General features: G+C 65.4%; 14 protein-coding genes. 10 read left to right on the forward strand and 4 right to left on the reverse strand.

Features of this window, described 5'->3' with window-relative positions; translation table 11 throughout:
- The first annotated feature begins 11 nt into the window (after positions 1-11).
- Both gabT and DN387_RS06125 read left to right on the forward strand, forming a co-directional pair.
- A complete protein-coding gene (gene gabT / locus DN387_RS06120; RefSeq protein WP_054915891.1) occupies positions 12-1,292 on the forward strand; it encodes a 4-aminobutyrate--2-oxoglutarate transaminase in 1,281 nt (426 codons plus the stop codon).
- A gap of 136 nt (positions 1,293-1,428) precedes the next feature.
- The gene (locus tag DN387_RS06125; protein ID WP_043861305.1) at positions 1,429-2,631 is read left to right on the forward strand and encodes a response regulator; all 1,203 of its coding nucleotides are present in this window, start codon (positions 1,429-1,431) and stop codon (positions 2,629-2,631) included.
- 97 nt (positions 2,632-2,728) lie between these two features.
- On the opposite strand, the gene DN387_RS06130 is transcribed toward DN387_RS06125, so the two are convergent.
- On the reverse strand, positions 2,729-3,718 hold the full coding sequence (locus tag DN387_RS06130; RefSeq protein ID WP_054915892.1) for a sensor domain-containing diguanylate cyclase: 990 nt from the start codon (positions 3,716-3,718) through the stop codon (positions 2,729-2,731).
- A 150-nt stretch (positions 3,719-3,868) separates the two neighbouring features.
- Entirely contained in the window at positions 3,869-5,053 is a 1,185-nt protein-coding gene (gene desA / locus DN387_RS06135) for a delta-9 fatty acid desaturase DesA (protein WP_043861303.1), read from the reverse strand.
- A 150-nt stretch (positions 5,054-5,203) separates the two neighbouring features.
- On the opposite strand from desA, the gene dibA reads away from it, so the two are divergent.
- The 6 genes from dibA (at position 5,204) to DN387_RS06165 (ending at position 11,358) form a co-directional block, all read left to right on the forward strand.
- Complete coding sequence (dibA, locus tag DN387_RS06140) at positions 5,204-7,099, forward strand: phosphodiesterase DibA (RefSeq protein WP_043861302.1); 1,896 nt, start codon at positions 5,204-5,206, stop codon at positions 7,097-7,099.
- A 236-nt stretch (positions 7,100-7,335) separates the two neighbouring features.
- Complete coding sequence (gene oscA, locus DN387_RS06145; protein WP_007941032.1) at positions 7,336-7,518, forward strand: sulfur starvation response protein OscA; 183 nt, start codon at positions 7,336-7,338, stop codon at positions 7,516-7,518.
- 46 nt (positions 7,519-7,564) lie between these two features.
- Entirely contained in the window at positions 7,565-8,572 is a 1,008-nt protein-coding gene (locus tag DN387_RS06150) for a sulfate ABC transporter substrate-binding protein (RefSeq protein WP_043861301.1), read from the forward strand.
- Between the two features lie 87 nt (positions 8,573-8,659).
- Complete coding sequence (gene cysT, locus DN387_RS06155) at positions 8,660-9,478, forward strand: sulfate ABC transporter permease subunit CysT (RefSeq protein WP_043859898.1); 819 nt, start codon at positions 8,660-8,662, stop codon at positions 9,476-9,478.
- 14 nt (positions 9,479-9,492) lie between these two features.
- Positions 9,493-10,365, forward strand: coding sequence for a sulfate ABC transporter permease subunit CysW (gene cysW / locus DN387_RS06160; RefSeq protein WP_043859899.1), 873 nt, complete (start codon positions 9,493-9,495; stop codon positions 10,363-10,365).
- Positions 10,366-10,368: 3 nt separating this feature from the next.
- Positions 10,369-11,358 carry a sulfate/molybdate ABC transporter ATP-binding protein gene (locus DN387_RS06165; RefSeq protein ID WP_054915893.1) on the forward strand — a complete coding sequence of 330 codons (990 nt, stop codon included), beginning with the start codon at positions 10,369-10,371 and terminating at the stop codon, positions 11,356-11,358.
- Positions 11,359-11,477: 119 nt separating this feature from the next.
- On the opposite strand, the gene DN387_RS06170 is transcribed toward DN387_RS06165, so the two are convergent.
- On the reverse strand, positions 11,478-13,076 hold the full coding sequence (locus DN387_RS06170; protein ID WP_043859901.1) for an alkaline phosphatase family protein: 1,599 nt from the start codon (positions 13,074-13,076) through the stop codon (positions 11,478-11,480).
- Between the two features lie 100 nt (positions 13,077-13,176).
- Positions 13,177-14,121 (reverse strand): LysR family transcriptional regulator, encoded by a 945-nt coding sequence (locus DN387_RS06175; protein ID WP_043859902.1) that lies wholly within the window; start codon positions 14,119-14,121, stop codon positions 13,177-13,179.
- A 144-nt stretch (positions 14,122-14,265) separates the two neighbouring features.
- Between DN387_RS06175 and DN387_RS06180 the strand changes: the two genes are divergently transcribed.
- Positions 14,266-16,617 (forward strand): TonB-dependent receptor, encoded by a 2,352-nt coding sequence (locus DN387_RS06180; RefSeq protein ID WP_054915894.1) that lies wholly within the window; start codon positions 14,266-14,268, stop codon positions 16,615-16,617.
- A 252-nt stretch (positions 16,618-16,869) separates the two neighbouring features.
- A complete protein-coding gene (locus tag DN387_RS06185) occupies positions 16,870-17,670 on the forward strand; it encodes an energy transducer TonB (RefSeq protein WP_043859904.1) in 801 nt (266 codons plus the stop codon).
- Positions 17,671-17,690: the final 20 nt, after the last annotated feature.

Here is a 17,690-nt window from a genome sequence, read left to right on the forward strand (position 1 = left end):
ATGAGGACATTATGAGCAAGACCAACGAATCCCTGATGCAACGCCGTGTAGCCGCCGTCCCACGTGGCGTCGGCCAGATCCACCCGATCTTCGCCGAGTCGGCCAAGAACGCCACCGTGACTGACGTCGAAGGCCGCGAGTTCATCGACTTCGCCGGCGGTATCGCGGTACTCAACACCGGTCACGTGCATCCGAAAATCATCGCTGCCGTTGAAGCTCAACTGCACAAGCTGACCCACACCTGCTTCCAGGTACTGGCCTACGAGCCGTATGTCGAAGTGTGCGAAAAGATCAACGCGCTGATCCCGGGTGATTTCGCCAAGAAAACCCTGCTGGTCACCACCGGTTCCGAAGCCGTTGAAAACGCCATCAAGATCGCCCGTGCCGCCACCGGCCGTGCCGGCGTGATCGCCTTCACCGGCGCCTACCACGGTCGCACCATGATGACCCTGGGCCTGACCGGCAAGGTCGTACCGTACTCGGCCGGCATGGGCCTGATGCCAGGCGGCATCTTCCGCGCCATCTACCCGAACGAACTGCACGGTGTGAGCATCGACGACTCGATCGCTTCGATCGAACGCATCTTCAAGAACGACGCCGAAGCCAAGGATATCGCTGCGATCATCCTGGAGCCGGTCCAGGGCGAAGGCGGTTTCTACGTCGCGCCTAAAGAGTTCATGAAGCGTCTGCGCGCCCTGTGCGACCAGCACGGCATCCTGCTGATCGCCGACGAAGTACAGACCGGCGCTGGCCGTACCGGTACCTTCTTCGCCATGGAACAGATGGGCGTCGCGCCTGACCTGACCACCTTCGCCAAATCCATCGCTGGCGGCTTCCCGCTGGCCGGTGTGTGCGGCAAGGCCGAGTACATGGACGCCATCGCTCCAGGCGGCCTGGGCGGCACCTACGCCGGTAGCCCGATCGCCTGCGCCGCGGCCCTGGCCGTGATGGAAGTGTTCGAAGAAGAAAAACTGCTGGACCGCAGCAAGGCAGTCGGCGAGCGTCTGGTCACTGGCCTGCGCAAGATCCAGGACAAGCACCCGATCATCGGTGACGTGCGTGCCCTGGGCTCGATGATCGCGGTCGAGGTGTTCGACAAGGCCGGTTCCCACACCCCTAACCCGACTGCCGTTGCAGCCGTCGTGGCCAAGGCGCGTGACAAGGGCCTGATCCTGCTGTCGTGCGGTACCTATGGCAACGTGCTGCGCATCCTGGTTCCGCTGACCTCGCCTGACGAGCAGCTGGACAAGGGCCTGGCCATCATCGAAGAGTGCTTCGCCGAACTGGCGTAAGTGTGACGCGATAGGAAAAAACCCGCCTCGGCGGGTTTTTTTTCGCCCAAAGCCCGACAAGGGCGCTAAGGTTTGCACAGGAGCTACCTTGGAAGACGCCCTGGATGGCGTGCATCGAGATGTCAGGAGAAGCCCGATGACCGTTTCAAACCCACCCACCGCACCCTGTGTGCTGATTGCCGAAGGCGACCCGTGGGTGCGTGACATGCTCAAGGACATGCTGCTCAGCGTGCGCTGCGATGCCCGCCTGCACGTCTGTGCCAATGGCCACGAGGCGCTGTCCGCGCTGGCCAGCCAACCCGATCTGATCATCGCCGCCCGCGAGCTGCCCGGCATCGACGGCCTGGACCTGCTGCGCAGCGTGCGCGCCAAGCGCCGCAGCTTGCCGTTCATCCTGATCAGCAGCCGCAGCGATGTGGCCAGCGTGCGCGAGGCGCTGCCGCTGGCGCCCACGGCGTACCTGAGCAAGCCGCTCAATGCCGAGCTGCTGCGCCAGCGCCTGGAGGAGCAACTGCTTGGTGCCGGCGAGGCGGTGGCCTGCCCGGTGCCGGCATTGCGCCCGGGCATCACCTTGTCGCGGTTTCTCGAAGACCACCGCAGCACCGCCGATGGCGGGCCGTTGCTGGCTGATGTGAAGCAGGCGATCAAGCACGCGCTCAACCCCGAGGGGCTCAACCTCAAGGCACTGGAAGAAGAGATCCGCAACGACCCGCAGATCACCGCGGTGCTGATCGCTGCGGCCAACAGCGCGGCGCTGCATCGTGACGGTGCGGTGCAGACCCTGCTGCAGGCGTTGAACAAGCTGGGCACCACCCAGAGCATGAACCTGATCATGGGCCTGGCACTCAAGCGCAGCGCCAGGCTCAGCGACCCGTTGCTGTCACGCCATGCCGAGCATTTCTGGGGCCTGTCGCTGCACACGGCCGAGTATGCCGCCAGCCTGGCGCGGTCGATGGAGCTGGACCAGGAGCGTTGCTACTGTGCCGGCTTGCTGCATTGCCTGGGCGACCTGGCGTTGCTGCGCTGCCTGCAGGAGTGGAGCCTGGCCGGGGGCGAGCTGGACGAGGACGCGGTGCAGTTGTCGTTGAACGAGTATGGCGCTGCGTACGGCTCGGCGCTGCGTACCCGCTGGCGCTTGCCGCTGGAGCTGCGCGAACTGATTGCCTCGGTGTATCAGTTGGGGGGCGGGGTGTACTCGCGGGAGAACCTGATCTTGAACCTGGCCGGGCAGCTGGCGCGGCTGCCGGCCGAGCAGGGCCTGGAGCAGTTGGCCGAGAGCAAGACGGCGCGCCTGCTGAGGGTGGGGTTGGCGCAGCTGGAGCTGCTGCGCAAGGCCTGAGACCGCAATCGCGGGTCAAGCCCGCTCCCACAGGGCCCTGGTAAACCTGTGGGAGCGGGCTTGGCCCGCGATGGGGCCGGCTCAGGCGCCGGACGTTTCAGCCCCTGACAATCTGGTTCTTGCCCTGCCGCTTGGCCTGATACATCGCCGCATCCGCCCGTGCGAACAGGCTGTCGAGCACTTCATCCTCCTCATCGATGCCGGTCAGCCCCTGGCTCACCGTCACCCCGAACACCTGTTCGTCCTGGCTGAAGCTAAGGCGCTGGATCTCGCGCTGCAGACGCTGCGCCACCTGCAGCGCCAGCTCTGGCGTGCACCCGGGAAACACCGCCGCGAACTCTTCGCCGCCAATGCGCCCGAACAGGTCGCCACGGCGCAGCACCGCCTTGCCGCTGTCGGCGATGCGTTGCAGCACCTGATCACCCGTCTGGTGCCCGTAGGTGTCGTTGACCTGCTTGAAGTCATCGATGTCCAGCAGCAGGAACGCCATCGGCGCCTGCTCCTGGCGTGCCTTTTCGAAGGTGTGGTACGCGCATTCGAAAAAGTGCCGGCGGTTGCTGCTCTGGGTCAGCACGTCGGTGGTAGCCAGGCGCTGCAACTCGCCTTCGAGCTGCTTCTTTTCGGTGATGTCCTCGGCCATGCCGACCACGATCACGCCCTGTGCGCTATCGGCCTGCTGGTTGATGAAGCACTTGTCGCTGAGCCAGCGCACCTGCCCGTCGGCGGCGATGATGCGGTACTCGCGGTCTTCCACCGCGCCCTTGACCAGCACCTCGGCCAGGCTGCGTTCGGCGTACTCCAGGTCGTCGGGGTAGATGCTGTCGCGCCACTCGTTGTGATCGGCCAGCAGCAGACCGGCCGAGCGCCCGAAAATCCGCTCGTAGGCCGGGCTCACGTACAGCACGCGCCGGGTTTCCCAATCCATGGCCCAGAGCACCGCGTTGACACTGTCCAGCAGCGAGCTGAACAGCTGCTCGCGCTCGCTCAGGCGCGCGACTTCACCCTGGGCATGCAGCAGGGCCAGCAAGGTGTGCGCGGGATGCGACGGTGGGCTGAACGACGGGGACGGCGGGTTCTTGTTGACCATGTGCACGAAGCGTCTCGAAAAGCGGAATCGAAAGGCGAAGGGCGTGCGGCCTAACACGGCCCGCCACGCGGGCGATATGCCAGTCAGAGTGAAAATCGAAGGGAGAGTTCCTCAGGCGCGCCCCAGGACGGGGCGCGCCGATCAACGGCGTCAGGCCAGGGCAGGGCGCAGCGAATAGGTCTTGAGCTGTGCGGCGAAGTCGCGCAGCGACTGGATACCGCTGGCCTCGGCCTCGTGTACCCAGTCCTTCATCGCGGCCAGCATGTCGTGGCCGTTGGCGCTGGTGCGTGCCCAGATCTGCTGCAGGGCCAGGCGCTTCTCGTAGATGGTCTTGAGTGCCTGGCTGTGCGCCAGCATCGACTCGATGCGCTGGTGGTGGCGGTCTTCGAGCAGGCTCGGCTCACGCGAAAGCAGGCGCTTGGCGCGGCGGAACTGGTGGCGCACCGAGTCGTCCACGCGCATCAGCTCCTGTTTGACCAGCGGCGCGATCACCAGCTTGCGGTACTGCGCCATGATCTGGAAGCGGTTGTTGAGGATCGCCATGGCGGTGTCCATGTCGAGCTGGCCCTTGCCCTCGACGCGGTGCGCGATGGGTGCCACGCGCTGCACCTTGGCCAGGCGCAGCCAGGTGAACAGCTTGATCCACGCCCAGCCCATGTCGAACTCCCATCGCCTGACCGAAAGCTTGGCCGAGTTGGGGTAGGTGTGGTGGTTGTTGTGCAGCTCTTCGCCGCCGATGATGATGCCCCACGGCACCAGGTTGGTGGCGGCATCGCGGCATTCGAAGTTGCGGTAGCCCACCGCGTGGCCCAGGCCGTTGACCACGCCGGCGGCCCAGAACGGAATCCACATCATCTGCACTGCCCAGATGGTGATGCCGATGGTGCCGAACAGCAGCACGTCGATCAGCGCCATCAGCGCGATGCCGCCCAGCTTGTAGCGCGAGTACAGGTTGCGTTCGATCCAGTCCTCGGGGCAGTTCTTGCCGTAGATGCGCAGGGTCTCGGGGTTCTGCGCCTCTTCGCGGTACAGCTCGGCACCCTTGCGCAGCACCGTGGACAGGCCCTTGATGACCGGGCTGTGCGGGTCGTCGACGGTTTCGCACTTGGCGTGGTGCTTGCGGTGGATGGCGGTCCATTCGCGGGTGTTCTGCGCCGTGGTCAGCCACAGCCAGAAGCGGAAGAAGTGCTTGAGCCCGGCATTGAGCTCCAGGGAGCGGTGCGCGGAATAGCGGTGCAGATAAACCGTGACCGCGACGATCGTCACGTGGGTCATCAGCAGGGTGACGGCCAGCAGTTGCCAGGCTGACAGGTCGAGAAAACCGTTGTACCACATAGGCGGGTGGGCCCTCGTAAAGCGAAAGAAACAGCGCAAAGTATTATCCCTACCCTACTAAATAAAACCAGTCGGCGTTTTAGATAGGAGGTCACGGGATATTTCTACCCCTATAATGGCCATCATTTTGCCCTGGGTTCCAGCGACTCTATGTCTGTATCCGTTCGAGACGCCCTGCGTATGTCCGCGCTGTATCTGGTGCTGTCGGTCATGTGGTTGGTGCTGTCTGATCAAATACTGAGCAATCTTTTCGATGATCCCGCCCAGCTGGCACGCTGGGAGCTGATCAACGCCTACGCGTGGATGGGCTGCAGCGCTGCGCTGATCTTTGTGTCGCGCTGGCGCCTGCTCAATTTCATCGGCGTGGGCGCGCGCCTGCGCCGCGAGGACCGCGAGCGCCTGCGCATGGCCGCAGCGGTGTTCGACAGCACCCTCGAAGGGGTGCTGGTGAGCGACCGCGACGGCCTGATCGTGCACGTCAACCGGGCGTTCATGCAGATCACCGGCTACCAGAAGGACGAGGTGCTGGGCCAGCGCCCGAGCAAGTTCAAGTCGGGCCGCCACGACACCGCGTTCTACCAGCAGATATTCGCCACCCTGGCCGAGAAGGGCGAATGGAGCGGCGAAATCTGGAACCGGCGCAAGAACGGCGAGATCTACCCGCAGTGGCAGACCATCTGCGCCATTCACGACGACAGCGGCCAGCTGACCCACTACGTGGCGGTGTTCAGCGACATCAGCGCGATCAAGCACACCGAGCGCGAGCTGGCGCACCTGGTGCACCACGACCCGCTCACCGACCTGCCCAACCGCCTGCTGTTCAACGACCGGGTCAAGCAGACCCTGGCTGCGGCCCAGGCCAACAAGCGCGGCTGTGCCCTGTTGCTGCTGGACCTGGACCACTTCCAGAGCATCAACGACAGCCTCGGCCACAACACCGGCGACCAGTTGCTCAAGGCCGTGAGCGAACGCCTGCTGGCCCAGCTGGGCACCGGCATGACCCTGGCGCGGCTGGGCGGCGACGAGTTTGCCGTGCTGTCCGAGAACTGCGCCCAGGTCGGCCAGGCCGCTGCCCTGGCGCAAGGCATCATCGATTGCCTCAAGGAGCCGTTCGAGCTCGACCACCATCGCCTGTTCACCAGCGTCAGCATCGGCATCAGCCTGTTCCCCAGCGATGCGCTGAGCGCCGAGCAATTGCTGCGCAACGCCGACTCGGCGCTGTTCAAGGCCAAGGGCAATGGCCGCTCGGGGTACGCCCTGTACACCGAGGAGCTGACCGCCCATGCCCAGCAGCGGGTCGAGACGGCCGGCGAGTTGCGCCGTGCCCTGGAGCAGCAGGAGCTGCGGGTGTACTACCAGCCGGTGCACGACCTGCTCACCGGCGCCATGATCGGCGTCGAGGCACTGGTGCGCTGGCAGCACCCCGAGCGCGGGCTGGTGCCGCCGGGCGAGTTCATTCCGATTGCCGAACGCACCGGGCTGATTGCCGAGATCGACACCTGGGTGATGCGCCAGGCCTGCCAGCAGATGGTGCAGTGGCAGGCCGAGGGCAAGGCCCTGAGGTTTGTCGCGGTCAACGTGTCCAGCCGCCTGTTCGGCAAGCGCAGCCTGTACCAGCTGGTGGCCCAGGTGCTGCACGACACCGGGCTGGACCCGGCGCGGCTGGAGGTCGAGGTGACCGAAAGCGCGGTGATGGAAGACCCCGAGGTGGCACTGGAGCAGTTGCACCGCCTGCGCGAGCTGGGCCTGCAACTGGCCATCGACGATTTCGGTACCGGTTACTCCTCGCTGCTGCGGCTCAAGCGCCTGCCGGTGCAGAAGCTCAAGATCGACCAGGGCTTCGTGGCGGGCCTGCCCCATGACGATGATGACGTCGCCATCGTGCGGGTGATCATCGCCCTGGCGCGCAGCATGGGCATGCAGATCCAGGCCGAGGGCATCGAAGAGGCCGAGCAGGCGCGCTTCCTGCTGGAGCAGCAGTGCGACATGGGCCAGGGCTACTGGTACGGTCGACCGGTACCGGCGCAGCAACTGCGCTGGTCCTGAGGGCCCTTTCGCGGGTCAAGCCCGCTCCCACAGGGGCCGGTGGAGAACCTTGTGGGAGCGGGCTTGACCCGCGATGGGCTGCAAAGCAGCCCGCCTCTACACTTTTTAGTTATATAAAAATTCTTAAATAGTATTTTTAAGAATATTCCACCCTCTCTAAGATTGCCCTCAAGCCAGGCGCAGTCGTCCCCTTCAGATGCAGCTGCACGGCACCCCTTATTTCCAGGAGCACGAGCATGAGCGCATCTCTGCGTAGCGTTGACGGACAGGACGAAGCCACCATTCTGCGCGAGATCCAGAGCGCATTGCGCGACCTGCGTTTCGGCGCGGTGGAAATCACCGTGCACAACGCCCAGGTCGTGCAGATCGAACGCAAGGAAAAATTCCGCCTGCAGAATCCAGGCAACAAGCCCAGCTGATTCAGCCCTCTAATTAGAAAAAAATACGCCAATCGGGAGCTTCACCATGTCCATCCGCCGTTATGCCCTGGCCGCACTGGCCAGTGCCGTGTTTGCCGGTTCCGCCATCGCCAAGGACTACGAGCTGTTGAACGTGTCCTATGACCCCACCCGCGAGCTGTATCAGCAGTACAATGCCGAATTCATCAAGCACTGGCAGCAGGCGCACCCGGACGACAAGGTCAAGATCCAGCAGTCCCACGGTGGCTCGGGCAAGCAGGGCCGTGCGGTGATCGACGGCCTGCGCGCCGACGTGGTGACCCTGGCCCTGGCCGGCGACATCGACGAAATCGCCAAGCTCGGCAAGACCCTGCCGGAGAACTGGCAGACCCGCCTGCCCGACGCCAGCACCCCGTACACCTCGACCATCGTGTTCCTGGTGCGCAAGGGCAACCCCAAGGGCATCAAGGACTGGGGCGACCTGATCAAGAAGGACGTGTCGGTGATCACGCCCAACCCTAAAACCTCCGGTGGCGCGCGCTGGAACTTCCTCGCAGCCTGGGCCTACGGCCTGAAGGCCGGCGGCAGCGAAGCCAAGGCCCAGGAATACGTGCAGGAGCTGTTCAAGCACGTGCCGGTACTGGACACCGGCGCCCGCGGCTCGACCATCACCTTCGTCAACAATGGTCAGGGCGACGTGCTGCTGGCCTGGGAAAACGAAGCCTTCCTGGCCCTCAAGGAAGACGGTGGCGCCGACAAGTTCGACATCGTCGTGCCGTCGCTGTCGATCCTGGCCGAGCCGCCGGTGGCGGTGGTGGACAAGAACGCCGAGAAAAAGGGCAATACCGCGATCGCCACCGAATACCTCAAGTACCTGTACAGCCCGGCCGGCCAGAAGATCGCCGCCGAGAACTTCTACCGCCCGCGTGACGAGAAGGTCGCTGCCGAATACGCCAAGCAGTTCCCTAAACTCGAACTGGTGACTATCGACAAAGACTTCGGTGGCTGGAAAACTGCGCAGCCCAAGTTCTTCAACGATGGTGGTGTGTTCGACCAGATCTACACGGCGCAGTGATGCGTGGCCGTTAGGATAATCGCCATTCAGTAGCCAGCATGGGCCCGGGATTCGTCTCGGGCTTCGTGCGTTAAACCAGGGACTTCTATGTCGCGTCGTATCTCCCCCGTCATACCCGGCTTCGGGCTGACGCTGGGCTACACCTTGGTGTACCTCAGCCTGATAGTGCTCATACCGCTGGCGGCCATGTTCATCCATGCCGCCCAGCTCACCTGGGACCAGTTCTGGACCATCGTCACCGCACCCCGGGTGCTGGCCGCGCTCAAGCTCAGCTTCAGCACCGCGTTCTATGCGGCGCTGATCAACGGCGTGATCGGCACGCTGCTGGCCTGGGTGCTGGTGCGCTACACCTTCCCAGGGCGCAAGGTCATCGATGCGATGATCGACCTGCCGTTCGCCCTGCCCACCGCCGTGGCCGGCATCGCCCTGACCGCGCTGTATGCGCCGTCCGGTCTGGTGGGCCAGTTCGCCACCGACCTGGGCTTCAAGATCGCCTACACGCCGCTGGGCATCACCCTGGCGCTGACCTTCGTGACCCTGCCGTTCGTGGTGCGCACGGTGCAGCCGGTGCTGGCCGACATCCCGCGCGAGGTCGAAGAGGCCGCCGCGTGCCTGGGGGCCAAGCCGCTGCAGGTGTTCCGCTACGTGCTGGCACCGGCGCTGCTGCCGGCCTGGCTGACCGGCTTCGCGCTGGCCTTCGCACGGGGTGTGGGCGAGTACGGTTCGGTGATCTTCATCGCCGGCAACATGCCGATGAAGACCGAGATCCTGCCGTTGCTGATCATGGTCAAGCTCGACCAGTACGACTACACCGGCGCCACTGCCATCGGCGTGATGATGCTGGTGGTTTCCTTCATCCTGCTGCTGCTGATCAACCTGTTGCAGCGGCGCATCGAAACCCCGTGAAGGAGGCCTGACCCATGTCTGCATCATCTGTTGGTGTGGCCGCTTCGGCCAACGCTGCCCGCCGTGGCAGCGCGATTTCACGGCGCGTGCTGATCGGCCTCGGCTGGCTGATCTTCGCGCTGTTTCTGCTGCTGCCGCTGTTCATCGTGGTGTCCCAGGGCCTGAAGATGGGCCTGGGCACCTTCTTCGAGGCGATCTTCGAGCCCGACGCGCTGTCGGCGCTCAAGCTCACCCTGATCGCGGTGGCCATCTCGGTGCCGCTGAACCTGGTGTTCGGGGTCAGCGCGGCGTGGTGCGTGAGCAAGTACAGCTTCCCCGGCAAGAGCATCCTGGTGACCCTGATCGACCTGCCGTTCTCGGTGTCGCCGGTGATCGCCGGTCTTGTCTACGTGCTGATGTTCGGTGCCCAGGGCTTCTTCGGCCCGTGGCTGCAGGACCATGACATCCAGATCGTGTTCGCCCTGCCCGGCATCGTGCTGGCGACCATCTTCGTCACCGTGCCGTTCGTGGCGCGCGAGCTGATCCCGCTGATGCAGGAGCAGGGCACCCAGGAAGAGGAGGCTGCACGCCTGCTCGGGGCCAACGGCTGGCAGATGTTCTGGCACGTCACCGTACCCAACATCAAATGGGGCCTGATCTATGGCGTGGTGCTGTGCACGGCGCGCGCGATGGGCGAGTTCGGTGCGGTGTCGGTGGTGTCCGGGCATATTCGCGGGGTGACCAACACCTTGCCGCTGCATGTCGAGATCCTCTACAACGAATACAACCATGTCGCGGCCTTCAGCGTGGCCAGCCTGCTGCTGATCCTGGCGCTCTTCATCCTGCTGCTCAAGCAGTGGAGCGAGTCCCGCATTAACCGCCTGCGCCACAGCGCCGCGGAGGAATAATTCATGTCGATCGAAGTTCGTAACGTCAGCAAGCGCTTCAACGCTTTCCAGGCCCTGGACAGCATCAACCTGGATATCCACAGCGGCGAGCTGGTGGCGCTGCTGGGCCCGTCCGGCTGCGGCAAGACCACCCTGCTGCGCATCATCGCCGGGCTCGAGACGCCGGACCAGGGCAGCATCGTGTTCCATGGCGAGGACGTGTCGGGGCACGACGTGCGTGATCGTAACGTCGGCTTCGTGTTCCAGCACTACGCGCTGTTTCGCCACATGAGCGTGTTCGACAACGTCGCCTTCGGCCTGCGCATGAAGCCCAAGGGCGAGCGCCCGAACGAGACGCGCATTGCCGAGAAGGTCCACGAGCTGCTGAACATGGTGCAGCTGGACTGGCTCAGCGACCGCTACCCCGAGCAACTGTCCGGTGGCCAGCGCCAGCGTATCGCCCTGGCGCGGGCGCTGGCGGTGGAGCCCAAGGTGCTGCTGCTGGACGAGCCGTTCGGTGCGCTGGACGCCAAGGTGCGCAAGGAGCTGCGTCGCTGGCTGGCGCGGTTGCACGAAGACATCAACCTGACCTCGGTGTTCGTGACCCACGACCAGGAAGAAGCCATGGAAGTGGCCGACCGTATCGTGGTGATGAACAAGGGCGTGATCGAGCAGATCGGCTCGCCGGGCGAGGTATACGAGAACCCGGCCAGCGACTTCGTCTACCACTTTCTGGGCGACTCCAACCGCCTGCACCTGAGCGAGGACCAGCACGTGCTGTTCCGTCCGCACGAAGTGTCGCTGTCGCGGCAGGAGGTGGAAGGCCACCACGCAGCTGAAGTGCGTGACATACGCCCGTTGGGCGCGACCACGCGGGTGACGCTGAAGGTGGAAGGGCAGAGCGAGCTGATCGAGGCCGAGGTGGTCAAGGACCACGACAGCCTGACCGGGTTGGCCCGTGGCGAGACGTTGTTCTTCAAGCCGAAGGTGTGGCAGAAGGTCGGCAATATCTGAGGCCTTACGGGCCTCATCGCGGGTCAAGCCCGCTCCCACAGGTACTCCACTGCCCCTTGGATCAGTGATATCCCTGTGGGAGCGGGCTTGACCCGCGACGGGCCGCGAAGCGGCCCGCCTCACCACACCCCGATCTTCACCACGCTGTCCGCCTGCGGCTCCCCGTAGCGGAACCGCTCCCCCCGCCGCTCGATCTCCGCATGGCTGATCGTGGTGCGGCGCTTGAGCCCGCGCAGCCACTGCAACAGGTACCCCTGATGCACCTCGCGCACGCCGGCATGCGCCGGATCATCGCCCAGGTCGTGCCGCTCCTGCGGGTCTTCCTGCAGGTCGAACAGCTGCGCCCTGAAGCCGTCATACGCGATGTACTTGAAGCGCTCGCTGCGCACCATGGTCATGCGGCAACGGTCGATCGGCTGCCCCAGCCGCTCCCGCGCCGGGGTCTGGAACGCATAGTCGTACTCGGCAATCGCGTATTCGCGCCATCCCTGCGCCGTACCGTGCAGCAACGGTACCAGTGACCGCCCCTCCAGCCGATGCTCGGCCCCCGGCAATCCCAGTGCGTCCAGAAACGTCGGCAGCGCATCGATGGTCTCCACCAGCCGCGCATCCACCGTGCCACGGGTGGCATCTGCCGCCCCACGCGGGTCGCGCACGATCAACGGCACACCCACCGCCTGCTCCAGCAGAAACTCCTTTTCCCCCAGCCCGTGGTCGCCCAGAAAATCACCGTGGTCGCTGGTGAACACGATCAGCGTGTCGTCCCAGCGCCCGGTGCGTCGAAGCACTTCGAACAGCCGTCCGAGCTGGTCGTCCACCTGCCTGATAAGCCCCATGTAGGTGGGGATCACCTTCAGGCGCACCTCCTCGCGGGAGAAGTTCACGCTCTCCTGATGCTGGCGGAACGCGCCATACACCGGGTGATCGCTGCGCCCGCCAGGCACCGCCGGCAGCACCTGCGCCGCGCCATACAGCGCGTGGTAGGGCGCCGGCGCGATGTACGGCCAGTGCGGCTTGATGTACGACAGGTGCAGGCACCACGGCTGCTCGCCCTGTTCGGTGATGAAGTCGATGGCGCGGTCGGTGGTGTACACCGTCTCCGAATGCTGCTCGGGCAGGCGCGTGGGGCGGTCGGCGTGGCGCATGTGCCAGCCGCTGAGCACCTCGCCGTCTTCGCCCTGCGCCGCATTGGCCCAGTCGTGCCAGGGGTTGTCGCCGCCATAGCCGTGTTCGCGCAGGTAACGGGTGTATGGGGCGCTCTCGCGCTTGTCGGCGAACTGCGGGTCGTCGGGGTAGATACCGTCATGGCGCACATAGGCTTCGAAACCCACTTCATCGAGCTGCCTGGCCATGTCGGCGTCGATGCCCAGCTGCTGCTGCGCCTGAAGGTTCGGCGTGGCGTGGGTCTTGCCCACCAGCGCGGTGCGGATGCCGGCCGGGCGCAGGTAGTCGCCCAGGGTCAGCTCCTCCAGCGGCAGCGGCACGCTGTTCCAGGCCACCTGGTGGCTGCTCACATAGCGCCCGGTGTACGCCGACATGCGCGACGGCCCGCAGATGGTGCCTTGGGTGTAGGCGCGGCTGAAGCGCACCCCGGCAGCGGCCAGGCGGTCGATGTTGGGCGTGTGCAGGTGCGGGTGGCCGTAGCACGACAGATAATCGCGACGCAGCTGGTCGCACATGATGTACAGCACGTTGCGCACGGGGGCAGGTTGGGTCATGGCGCTCACCGGTTGAAAGTCTGGTGGGTGATTTCGCCCTGCACGCCACGCGACCACAAGCGCATTTGCCGAATACCTTCGATGCGCCCGGCGCAACACCTCAGATGGCCAGGCGCTCCAGGTTGCACAGGTCCTGGTCGGCCTGATCGGTGGCGACGATCTGCGCGATCATTGCCTCGGCCAGCGGCGACAGGCGCTGGCGCGCACGGCTGACGATGCCGTAGCGGGTGTACAGCTCCTCGCAGTCGTCGTGCAGGCCGTCGATGTTCAGGCGCACCAGTTGCTGGGCGGCGCTGTGCAGCGCATCGCTGTTGGCGCTGCAGATGCCGATCGCGTCGGAGTTCAGCACCACCCCCAGCAGGCTGTAGCCGTTCTCGCACTCGACGCTGGCGGTGAAGTCCGGGCGCCCGCTCAGGTCGCTGATCACCTTGCGCAGGTTGGGCGGGCGCAGGGTCACCGCCAGGGGGTAGGCCAGCAGTTGCTCGGCGCTGACGCTCGGCAGTTGCGCCAGCGGGTGCGCGGCGCGGCAGCAGAAGTGCCAGCGGCGCGGGCGCAGGCGCACGGTGTGGTAGGCCGGGTCGGCCTCGAAGCGGCGGGTATCGGCCACGAAGAACTCGAACTCTTCGGCCAGCAGGCGCTTGTCCAGGTTCTGCCAGTCATCCACCTGAAAACGCACCCGTGCCCTGGGGTAGCGCCCGATGAACGTGCCGATGGCACGCGGCACCAGCCCGGCGGCCGGCGCCGGGCCGCAGCCAAAGCGCAGCTCGCCGGCCTCCAGGCCGTTGAACTGGCTGATCTCGTTGCTCAACTGATGCGCGCCGCTGACCAGCCGGCGTGCATGTTCGAGCACCACCAGGCCCTGCTTGGTCGGCGCCAGCTCCTTGCTCGACCGGTCCACCAGCAGGCACCCGGCGCTGTGTTCCAGGGCCTGGATGCTACGGCTGAAGGCCGATTGCGAAAGGCTCACCGCGTTCGCCGCCGCCACGAAGCTGCGGTGCTCGGCAAGCGCGATCAGGTGGCGAAGCTGGCGTAGGTCGATATGCATTTTTCACATGAAAAGTATCGGGCAAATGCATTTGCTCTGCCTCGGCTGCACTCCTTATAAAGGCAATCTCTTATGCAGTAAACATATGTGAAATCATAAATAAATAACTTTAAGGAATATCAATTCCTTGCCCAGGAGCCGCCCATGTGCCCGTCTTCCCCCGCCGCACCCTTGTCTTCCCGACGGCTCAAGCGCCTGCCGCTGGCCTTGCTGCTGGCCGGCAGCGCGCATTGGCTGCCGGCCCAGGCGGCCACCGAGGCGGCCACCGAGGCGGCGCCCGAGGTCAAGCCCGACAGCCAGCTCAAGGCCGTCACCGTGACTGCGCGCCGACGTGAAGAGAGCGCCCAGGACGTGCCCACGCCGATGAGCGTGCTCGACGGCCAGGCCCTGGAAAGCCAGCGCGTGTACCGCATCCAGGACCTTCAGCAGTTGGTGCCCAGCGTCAACGTGGCCTACATGCATGCGCGCCAGTCCAGCGTGTCGATCCGCGGCCTGGGCAACAACCCGGCCAGCGACGGCCTGGAAGGCAGCGTGGGGCTGTACCTGGACAACGTCTACCTCGGCCGCCCCGGCATGGCGGTGTTCGACCTCATGGACATCGAGCAGCTCGAAGTGCTGCGCGGCCCCCAGGGCACCCTGTTCGGCAAGAACACCACTGCGGGGGTCATCAACATCAGCACCCGTGCGCCCAGCTTCACCCCCGAGCGCAGCATCGAGGCCTCGGTGGGCGAGGACGGCTACTTCCAGACCAAGGGCACGCTTTCCGGCCCGCTCACCGAGACCCTGGCCGGCCGCTTCTCGGCCTACCGCACGCGCAGCGACGGCGACATCAGCAACGAGCACGACGGCCACACCCTCAACGGTGGCGCGCGCCAGGGCTTTCGCGGGCAACTGCTGTACAAGCCCAGCGAGCAGTTCAACCTGCGCTGGATCGGCGACTACAACGAGGAAGACTCCAGCGCCGGCACCCGCGTGCTGTACAGCACCGGGCCGACCATCAACGGCGTCAACCGCTATGAAAACCGTGCGGCGGCGGCCGGCGCCACGCTGGTCGACGGCCGCCACCGCAAGGTCAACCTGGACGACGACCAGAAGGTAACGGTGTTCCAGGGCGGCACCTCGCTGGAGGCCAACTGGACCCTGGACAACGACTTCACCCTGACCTCCATCAGCAGCTACCGCTGGTGGGACTTCACCCCGCGCAACGACGACGGCCTGGATGTGCCGGCGACCTACAACGCCGGGGTGTCGGTGCAAGACAAGCAGTACTCCCAGGAATTTCGCCTGGCCTCGCCCACGGGCGGCTTCTTCGACTACGTACTGGGCGCGTACTACTTCGGCTCCAACCTGGACAACAAGTCCTTCGCCTTCTACGGCCCCCAGGCCGACGTGTGGAACGGCACGCCGACCGGTGCGCTGGCCAACGTCAGCTCGGTGGGCAAGGGGCACATTAAGACCGACAGCTTCGCCCTGTTCGGTCAAGGCACCTGGCACCTCACCCCGCGCCTGGACTTCACCGCCGGGATACGCGGCACCTACGAAGAGAAAAGCGCCTGGGTCAACCGCAGCGCCCCGGTGGGCGGCGCTGCGGTCAGCGGGGCGGCGGCAGCGGTACGCCAGGGACGGGCCGGTGCGTATGACTCGGGCGACCTCAACCAGTACAGCACCAGCCCCTCGGGCCTGCTCAACCTCAGTTACCGCTTCACCGACGACCTGCTGGGCTACGCCACGCTGTCCCACGGCGAGAAGTCCGGCGGGGTCAACCTGGCGGTGGGCACCGCACCGGTGGCTGGCGCCGACTCGTTGCTGATCGGCACCGAGCGCGCCAACAACGCCGAACTGGGCTTCAAGAGCACCCTGTGGGACCGCCGCCTGCAACTGAACGCCAACCTGTTCTGGACCCAGGTCAACGGCTACCAGACCAACGCCTACGACGACGCCAACCGCGTGCAGTACCTGACCAACGCAGGCTCGGTGCGCTCACGCGGGGTCGAGTTCGACAGCACCCTGGTGCCGCTGCGCGGCCTTACGCTGAACCTCAACGGCTCGTTCAACGACGTGCGCTACCTCGCCTACAAGGACGCCCCGTGCGCGCCGGAGGTGGCTCTGCAACCGGGTGCCCCGGCCGCCTGCGACCTCAGCGGGCATCAGGTGGTCGGCGCCTCCAAATGGATCGCCAACGCCAACGGGCAGTACCAGTGGGACCTGGACAACGGCCTGCAGCCCTATGTCACCGCCAGCTATGCGTTCCGTTCCAGGGCGGTGGGCACGGTCGAGGACTCGGACTTCGCGCAGATCCCCAGCTACGCCGTGGTCAACCTCAGTACCGGCCTGCGCGGCGATGCCGAGGGCGGGCAGTGGGACGTGTCGCTATGGCTGAAGAACGCCTTCGACAAGACCTACTACACCACCCTGTGGAGCGCCGCCAACGGCGGCTACGAAGGGCTGCTCGGCACCCCGCGGACCCTGGGCGTGACCGGTCGCTATGACTTCTGAGGGGTTTTTCGATGCCTTTGGCGAATATTTTCGATGCCGCAAAGGCATTGCCAGATCAGCAATGCCCTCCAGCCCTTGATTGGCGCGGGCTAGAGCGGTTCAGCGGTTTTGTATATGCGATCAGGTTCTATCCATAACTTTAAAGATTACTTTAAGAGATAAGCAGCACGCGTCGATCATCCACCTCAGCGAAGGCCGGCCAGACCGGGCGGCCTTCGATGCACATGCACCGAACCTCCCAGGAGTTGATCAATGGGTAATGTCCAGACCGCCGCCAGTGCTCTCGATGTGCTTTGGCGCCAGGCGCCGGGCGGCGAGCTGGTCGACCTCGGTCGGCCGCACCGGTTGCCGCTGGCGCAACAGCGCTTGCAGCGCACCCCGCGTAGTGCCTTGAAGGGCCGCGAGAAGGTGCTGCTCGGGGTTTTCGCGCTGGTGCTGCATGGTGCCGTGGCCTACTGGGTCAGCCAGGCACCGGCCCCGGTGTTGCCGGTGGTTCCACCGGAAATCCCGCCGATGACCATCGAGTTTTCCCAGCCGGCGCCACCGGTTGTCGAGCCGCCGCCCCCGGCGCCGGCCGAGCCTGTGGTGGAGCCGCCACCGCCGGTGGTCGACGAGTTGGCCGTCAAGCCGCCGCCACCGCCCAAGCCGGTACCCAAGCCCAAGCCAAAGCCGGTGCCCAAGCCCGAGCCCAAGCCTGCGCCCAAACCGGTCGAGCCGCCGCCGGCACCGCCACAACCTGCCGCCCCGCCTGCGCCACCTGCCCCGGCGCCGGTGACCCCGGCTTCGGCCAGCGCGGCGTACCTGAAGAACCCGGCGCCGGAATACCCGTCGCTGGCCCAGCGTCGCGGCTGGGAAGGCACCGTGCTGCTGCGGGTGCATGTGTTGCCCAGCGGCAAGCCTGGCGAGATCCAGTTGCAGAAGAGCAGTGGTCGCCAGCAGCTCGACGATGCCGCGCTGGCGGCGGTAAAGCGCTGGAGCTTCGTGCCGGCCAAGCAGGGCGACGTGGCCCAGGCGGGCTGGGTCAGCGTGCCGATCGATTTCAAGATTCGCTAAAAATTTCGCGCTAACAGAGA

This window comes from Pseudomonas sp. FBF18 (genome assembly GCF_024261405.1).
Classification (GTDB): Bacteria; Pseudomonadota; Gammaproteobacteria; order Pseudomonadales; family Pseudomonadaceae; genus Aquipseudomonas; species Aquipseudomonas palmensis.